Below are 5,412 nucleotides of genomic sequence, written 5' to 3'. Positions count from 1 at the left end.
CTAATAGACAAAGGTGTATCAACCAGCGAAAATAGATAATTTGGGAAAAGTTGTGATTTAAAGATGTGCCATGAACCAGATAGCCTAGGGGTCCATAGGTGAAGATAATATCTTGTCCAAAAATTAACTGTTTATGGGCAGCATCACTAATAGCAAAAGCCCAAGAAGCATCTAAACCAATTTCTAGCCAATCAATACTAGGCAAATTTGCCAGAAAAAAGTAGGCGGTAATGATAATTAGTATTCCCTTGACGACTACAGGTGATTTGAGAGATTTTTTCTGCATAATTGTTCAGTTAAAAAATACCTTTAAGTTCCTTCTCATGATTATAAATCCAATCAAAAATATCTTGGATTAATTTTCTACCGTCTCGCTGGGGTTGCCATCCAGTTATAGAACTGATTTTGCGAGAATCAGTGATAAAAATTGGCATATCTCCGGTGCGATTTTCGGGAATTGCCTCAATCATTATACTATTGCCCGTGATTTCTTGACATAGTTTGGTGGTTTCGTAAAGAGACAAAGAAAAATCTTGCCCACCCCCCACATTAAAAGTCTGCCCTTTGAATTGTTCTAAATTAGCAATCTGAATATCGATTAAATCGAGTAAATCAGCTACATGAAGAAAATCTCTAACCTGTTTCCCTGTACCCCCATAACCGATATATTTTAAGGACTTCTGAAAGTAATGATTAGCTACCCAAAGGGCAAAAACTCCCTGATCAACTTTTCCCATCTGCCAAGGACCGGTTAAAACTCCACAGCGATTAATTAAAGTTCTTAATCCGTAGGCATCCCCATATTCATTAATAATCAATTCCGATGCTAACTTAGTGGAACCGTAGAGAGAACGGGGCAAATCTAAGGGAAACCGTTCACTTATACCAAAAGCAGAAACCCCGGGTAAATCTTGCTGTTCAGATAACTGAAAACGAGTATCTGTTTCTGTATAGTTTAATTGATTAAGATAGGCTATAGGATAAACTCTGCTGGTGGAGAGAAAAATAAAATCTGCTTGGGTTTGTCTAGCTAATTCTAAACAGTTAATCGTTCCAATTAAGTTAGTCTGCAAAACATAGCCGGGGGAATTATAACCAGCTAAAACGGAAGGTTCTGCCGAACATTCTAGGATTAAATCCACTGGCAAAGCGGATGCTTCTAAGTCTTCCGCATTTCTGACATCTCCATGAACAAATTCAATTCCCGCTTGTTTGAGACGGGGAATATTTAATTCAGAACCGCGACGTTTTAAGTTATCTAAAGCGATAATTTTCCAATCAGGATAACGTTGGGCTAATCCCAAACCTAAAGAACTGCCCACAAAACCCGCACCACCAGTAATTAACACTTGCCTAGTCATCAAAAATACTCCACTAGATGATAATTATCAAACAACTTGATTTTTTTTCCGTTTGCGCTTATAGTCGCCTCTAGAAAGGTGTTTTTCTAACCAGATAGAGAGAACTATAAATAAATAACGACTGCCCATTTCCTTGAGTTTTAACTTGGAAACCCCCGTGGTACGATTGCGCCAAGTGATGGGAATTGTCGTATAGGAATATCCTCGCACGATTGCTTTTAAGGGCATCTCTACTGTTAAGTTAAAATGGTGAGATAGTAGAGGTGAGATTCCTTCGATAACCTCCTTACGATAGATTTTAAAGGCGTTAGTGGTATCATTAAATTTTAGCCCAAATAAAACTTGAATGAATAGATTAGCCAAACGATTGACGAATAACTTGTGCTTGGGATAATCAATAACTTTTCCTCCTTTGATAAAACGAGAACCAAAAACGCAATCGTAGCCTTCTTGGAGTTTATAATAATAGTCCACCATGTTATCGGGAGAGTCGGAATTATCTGCCATTACTACTGCAACTGCATCCCCGCTAAAATTTTCTAACCCACAGCGCACCGCAAAACCAAAACCATTGGGATAATAGTTATTGATGTAGCGAATCCGAGGATTGTCTTGGTTGATTTTTTGCAGAACTGCTTCGGTGTTATCTTTGCTATTGTCATTAACCACTAGGATTTCATAATCAATTTTATCCTCTTCTAAACGTTCGGATATTAAGTGAGTTGTGCTTTCGATGCAATCTTCTTCGTTGTAAGCAGGAATAACTATTGATAGGGTTTTTACCCCATGGTTATCCCTTGATTGACGTGGGTGAGAGTAACCGTCCATCTCGAAAGCTGGCGCTAATCCTTCGGGATAGTACATTTCTGTCTCATTAGTCTTATTCTTGGGTTTAAAAATTAGGCTATCACTGGCGACATAATTAATACTAGCACCCACTAAAACCCCGATCATTGTGTTAACTCCGGGGCTAATTCCTAACCAGTTTAAGAAGGGAAATATCAAGAAAACTCGCAGTAAAACTGCTAAACCTGCCGAGAGATGATAGAGAGGAAGTTGTATCAAAATCACATCTCTGATTGTCCAATCTCCTCCAGTCCACACCCAGATTCTATAGATAAAAAAACTAGCAATTAAAGATATTTCTATCGAAATGACATTAGCAACATTCTTCAAAAATGGTGTATTAAATCCCAAGTCATCAATGAACCAATAAATTAAGAATAAGTTGATTAGAAATGCCACTCCCCCAGCAATGAGAAATCGGAAAATTTTATTGTTGTAGATTTTAGTTAACATAATGGTATCTTAAAATATGCTCTGGTTTAGTTTTTCTAGGTCAATATTGCGATTAATATCCTCTTACTAACTAATTAACATAGTCCCTCAATTACTAGCAGTATATTTTGCTAAAAATCACTTTGGTAACGAGGGAAAACTAGCAGATAAAAATTGACCAGAATAATTCTTGATTTACCCTAAGTCCAACGGCTAACGTTTTGACTAAAAATCTCCTTGAGAATATCCGTTACTGTGTAGGTTAACTGCCAATCAGGATAATGATTTTTAAACTTACTCACATCAGAAATCCACCAGATATGATCACCAATACGATTGGTCTCTACATACTGCCAGTTTAACTTTTTATCCGCAATCGCTTCACATTCTTGAATAGCTTCTAACATGGAACAATTACTAAAGCGACTACCACCGATATTATAAACTTCTGCTACTCGCGGGGCCTGATAAAAATGATAGAAAGCATTGACGAGATCGTAACTATGAATATTATCGCGTACCTGCTTACCCTTATACCCATAAATACTGTATTCTTTGCCAATCATCGTACATTTCATCAAGTAGGATAAAAACCCGTGTAATTGGGTTCCCGAATGACTTGGACCGGTTAAACAACCGCCACGAAAAGAGGCAGTTTTCATCTCAAAATAACGCCCATATTCCTGTACTAACACATCCGCTGCCACTTTCGAGGCACCAAACAAAGAATGTTTACAAGCATCAATACTCATCAACTCGTCAATACCTTGAGCAAAATAAGGATGATTTTCCGAGATTTCCCAACGTAGTTCTTTTTCTACTAAAGGTAATTCATTCGGTCTATCCCCGTAAACTTTATTAGTGGAACAGAAAATAAATACTGCTTGGGGACAGTGTTGACGAGTATTTTCTAATAATACTAAAGTTCCGTTAGCATTGACACTAAAATCCATATAGGGATCCTTAGCTGCCCAATCGTGGGAAGGTTGCGCCGCCGTATGGATAATTAAGGATATATCATGACTATAGGTTTTAAAGATAGCTGAAATAGCTTCATGATCGCGAATATCCACAGCATGGTGAATGTATTTATCCCCGTAATCTTGGGATAATTTGGCTCGATTCCACTCCGTTGAAGCGTCTTCACCAAAAAATACCTGACGCATATTATTATCGATGCCGACAACGGTATAACCCCGATCACAAAAAAATCTCACTGATTCGGAACCGATTAAACCAGCAGAACCGGTTACTAGAATGATCGCCATAACTATATCCTGAATTTTTTGCCCAGTTGTTGAGAAATTTCCCAAGTTGAGAAAACTTTCTCCGACTTTACTAGATATGTTCGCCTTTGTCAATTAAACAGGAGGAGATTCCCCTAACTGCAGCAATTCCCTCAAAAATTATCGTCTTATCCACTAGGAGCGATTTAATGGCCTTTTCTTGCCAGTAATCCCTAATTAAGTCCCCATCTCCCCCTGTGAAAATTATCCTGCTCTCTGGATATAAATTTAACCATTCCCGACTGAATTTTTCTATTCCTGCCAAAATTGTATAGATTATCCCACTTCTTATCCCTTCTGCTGTTTCTTTTGCCCAGATCTGGGGTAATCTTTCCGGTAAGGACACCTCTGGTAAGGCTGCCGTCCGTTCCCTTAAACTGGCTAATTGCACCTTGAACCCGGGTAAAATTGCTCCCCCCACTAGCTTTTTATCCCCATCCACTCCCGTAAAAGTTAAGGCTGTCCCCGCATCGATGACTAAACAGGGAAATCCGTATTTTTCTCCAGCACCTAAGACAGCTAAAGCTCGATCAATGCCGAATGTTGCATATAAATCCAGCAAAGGAATGTCTTTTAAAGTAATTATCCGTAAATTGCCATAATTTGCCCATAATTCTCTTTGGCTAGGAACCACGGATGCGACAATCAATGCACAGTTACATTTATTTGTCAAGAGTTTAGGGAAAATTTGTTGCAAAAATTCATTACTTAGGGGTTCCCTCAGGTGGGGAGTATCGAGACAAGCTAACAGGGTTTGACCGCGAAAATACCCCCAATGTAGCCGAGAATTGCCGATCATCAACCCTATCCAGTCAGTGTCTTGCTCAGTCATTTAGTTAGTAGGAATTATGAATTGGGGTGTGGGGTGTGGGGGGAGAATTATGAATTATGAATTATGAATTATGAATTGGGGTGTGGGGTGTGGGGAGAATAAATAAAATAATCTCCTGTCTCCTGACTCCTGACTACTGACTCCTGACTCCTGATGGCTTCAAGATAGCTGATATTTGGCGGAATTATCTAGAAATCATGACAAAAGTTTTTTAATGGTTAAACAGACAAGAGAATAAGATAACCTAGGTATAGAATTTAACAAAAAATCTGGTTAACGGACATTGATCAAGTCGATAGCGCAGTGTCAAACGAGTTCTTTTCCCGCTCAGGTATGGCAATTAGATCACGGTTTAACCGTAATTCATCAGTATTTACCCGTGACTCCTGTGGTGGTGGTGGATGTGTGGGTGAAAGCAGGTGCGATCGCTGAACCTGATCCATGGTTAGGTATGGCCCATTTTCTCGAACACATGATCTTTAAGGGGACGAAAAAACTCCCCCCCGGACTCTTTGACTATTTAATCGAAAATTGTGGCGGAATGACCAACGCTGCCACCAGTCACGATTACGCACACTTCTATCTCACCACCAGTGTGGATCAAATTGAACATACCTTACCCCATCTGGCCGAAATTCTCCTCCATGCTGAGATT

Annotated in this window: 5 protein-coding genes and 1 pseudogene; 1 reads left to right on the top strand and 5 read right to left on the bottom strand. The window is 39.2% G+C overall.

Going from position 1 to position 5,412, the window contains the following annotated elements; genetic code table 11:
* The 5 genes and pseudogenes from PX484_RS17230 to PX484_RS17210 all read right to left on the bottom strand — a co-directional run.
* A pseudogene (locus tag PX484_RS17230) lies at positions 1-286 on the bottom strand (hypothetical protein); the annotation flags it as partial.
* A gap of 10 nt (positions 287-296) precedes the next feature.
* Positions 297-1,361 (bottom strand): NAD-dependent epimerase/dehydratase family protein, encoded by a 1,065-nt coding sequence (locus PX484_RS17225; protein WP_287766963.1) that lies wholly within the window; start codon positions 1,359-1,361, stop codon positions 297-299.
* 27 nt (positions 1,362-1,388) lie between these two features.
* A complete protein-coding gene (locus PX484_RS17220; RefSeq protein WP_002801531.1) occupies positions 1,389-2,660 on the bottom strand; it encodes a glycosyltransferase in 1,272 nt (423 codons plus the stop codon).
* 179 nt (positions 2,661-2,839) lie between these two features.
* Positions 2,840-3,907: an NAD-dependent epimerase/dehydratase family protein gene (locus tag PX484_RS17215; protein WP_002801532.1), complete on the bottom strand. Its 1,068-nt coding sequence runs from the start codon at positions 3,905-3,907 to the stop codon at positions 2,840-2,842.
* 70 nt (positions 3,908-3,977) lie between these two features.
* Positions 3,978-4,757: a pantothenate kinase gene (locus PX484_RS17210; protein ID WP_287766962.1), complete on the bottom strand. Its 780-nt coding sequence runs from the start codon at positions 4,755-4,757 to the stop codon at positions 3,978-3,980.
* Positions 4,758-5,040: 283 nt separating this feature from the next.
* Here PX484_RS17210 and PX484_RS17205 point away from each other — a divergent pair.
* The coding region (locus tag PX484_RS17205; RefSeq protein ID WP_288104899.1) for a M16 family metallopeptidase at positions 5,041-5,412 on the top strand (372 nt) is incomplete at its 3' end.

Origin of the sequence: Microcystis sp. M49636_WE2 (assembly GCF_030065375.1) — a bacterium.
Lineage (GTDB): Bacteria > Cyanobacteriota > Cyanobacteriia > Cyanobacteriales > Microcystaceae > Microcystis > Microcystis aeruginosa_C.
The sequence above is the reverse complement of the archived record's forward strand: the minus strand, read 5'-3'. Positions and strand labels throughout refer to the sequence as shown.